The sequence below is a fragment of the Polaromonas sp. P3_C2 genome (assembly GCF_056402675.1).
Window position 1 is genome coordinate 1 of sequence record NZ_JBFUGX010000743.1, and the last position, 1,848, is coordinate 1,848.

General features: G+C 59.6%; 3 protein-coding genes. 2 read left to right on the forward strand and 1 reads right to left on the reverse strand.

Annotated elements, in window-relative coordinates; genetic code table 11:
• Window positions 1-220: 220 nt before the first annotated feature.
• Complete coding sequence (locus AC1DWI_RS21405) at window positions 221-637, forward strand: hypothetical protein (protein ID WP_477670895.1); 417 nt, start codon at window positions 221-223, stop codon at window positions 635-637.
• Between the two features lie 100 nt (window positions 638-737).
• Complete coding sequence (locus tag AC1DWI_RS21410) at window positions 738-1,283, forward strand: DUF2867 domain-containing protein (RefSeq protein WP_477670894.1); 546 nt, start codon at window positions 738-740, stop codon at window positions 1,281-1,283.
• A 151-nt stretch (window positions 1,284-1,434) separates the two neighbouring features.
• Here the strand turns inward: AC1DWI_RS21410 and AC1DWI_RS21415 are convergent.
• Window positions 1,435-1,848 (reverse strand): hypothetical protein (locus tag AC1DWI_RS21415; protein WP_477725702.1); only part of this gene is annotated, 414 nt, incomplete at its 5' end.

Below are 1,848 nucleotides of genomic sequence, written 5' to 3' on the forward strand. Positions count from 1 at the left end.
AGCATTTGCCGTTGGGCTCGTTGGGTTGGCTCTGGTCGCGGCTTTCTTGCTTTTTGGCAGTTGAAACACTATGCATGCTCCTTTCCTGTTGATCACCGTTCGGCATGCAAGTGAAAGCGGTATGGTTGCCTCGGCATGCAGCAGGTTTCCTCCGTCGGCCCAAAGGCGATCGCCTTCGGCGTCACCTGGCCTCCAACGTTAGGCGCCGAAAGGCGGACCCATGCTGCTGCTCAAGTCGCTCGTAGCCTGGGTGCTCATACTGTGCCTGGCAGTGGCAAATGGCGCTTTGCGAGAGGCGGTTCTCATTCCTTCTCTTGGCAGGGCCGGCGGTTTGGTTCTGAGCGGTGTATTGCTTTGCGTGTGCGTGGCGCTGGTCGCCTATGTCCTTGTTCGCATTGAGCAAGGAATCTTGGTCAAGCAAAGTGCGTTTGTAGGCGTTCTTTGGTTGTGCCTGACACTGGCCTTCGAGTTCGGCTTCGGGCGTTACATCCAGCACAAGCCTTGGCCTGAGTTGCTCGCCGCGTATACGTTCAAAGGCGGTAACCTCTGGCCTGTCGTCCTTCTCGTCACTCTTCTGGCGCCATACTGGGCAACGCTCGCTCACGCAAGGTCGAGGCATGCAAAGAGCGGTGCCTAACCCCTCCGTCGAGCGGACGTCTTCCGGCAAGCTTCGCTTGCCTCCAGCCGCCGCTCATAGCAAACGTTAGACCTCAGAACCCAACTACTGGCTCGAACACATGTCAACCCAACAGCACCGCGTAACGCCTGTATCGCTTCCTCCAGAGTCGGCAGTTACCAGAGCCTACGCATCGACGAATCTCGCAGATGCCTACTCGATCGAGCTTCCACCCGGAGCGTCGACCAATCCCGAACTGCTGGCGAGGTTCATCTTTTCCCATCAGGCACCGTGGGTTGGTACCCTCATGTCGGTCCGGGATGCGGTCGTCGGCAGGGTCGGCCTCAAAACCGCCAGGCAACTCACTTCACTTGAAGCGGAGGGCGAAACAGGCCGTCTTGGCATCTTCAAGATCTACGGCACAAGCCCGACCGAAGTTGTCTTTGGAGAAGACGACAAGCACCTGGACTTCAGGCTTTCTGTCCTCTGCTCCAGTCAGCCGTTGCCGGGAGGCAAACGCCACCTGACTTTATCAACCGTGGTCCATTGCCACAACCGCCTGGGTCGTCTCTATATTCTTGTCATCGCCCCGTTCCACCGCTTGGTCGTTCAATCCAGTCTTCGTCGTGCTGCCCGAATCGGCTGGCCGCCGGCAGCGGAGGCGTAAACCAGATTCCCGGTCGCCACGTGTAGCCCGCTGAGGGCCCCCCCTCATCGAGGGGACGTCCGCAAGCAAGCTTCGCATGCTTGCGGCCACCGCTCGTGTCAAACGTTAGTTGGCATGAAAGCTGGGAGCTCCTGCAGTTCCTKTGCGTGGCTTAAGAACCAAGCGTAGGCCGGCCGGTCTTGATGGCGGGGACCTGCTCCAGCGCCGTCAGGAAGGCGGCGTCGGACAGGGTGGCCAGCAGCTTGATGCCCGCGCGCAGCAGTTCGCTTTTCTTGGCGGGGCGGGTCAGTTTGGCGGCGCGTTGCTTCAGGTCGTCAAGCACCACGTATTCGGTTTTCGGAATGGTGAAGCTGTCGCGAACCAGTTTGGGCTTTTTGGTTTTTTCCGGCTTTGCGGTTTTGGCGGGTTTGGCGCTGGCTTGTGGTTTTGCCGCAGGCTTTTTGGCGCCGGCCTTTTTCACGATGGCTTTCTTGACCGTGYCTTTGCCGGCCGGGGCCTTGGCAGGAGGCGATTTTTTCGGGGCGGGCTTGGCGGCGGTTTTCACGGGTGCCTTGGGCGTTGCGGC

Excerpts from the sequence above, each read along its gene's own strand:
- AC1DWI_RS21405 (WP_477670895.1), top strand. The coding sequence starts at position 221 with ATGCTGCTGCTCAAGTCGCTCGTAGCCTGGGTGCTCATACTGTGCCTG.
- AC1DWI_RS21410 (WP_477670894.1), top strand. The coding sequence starts at position 738 with ATGTCAACCCAACAGCACCGCGTAACGCCTGTATCGCTTCCTCCAGAG.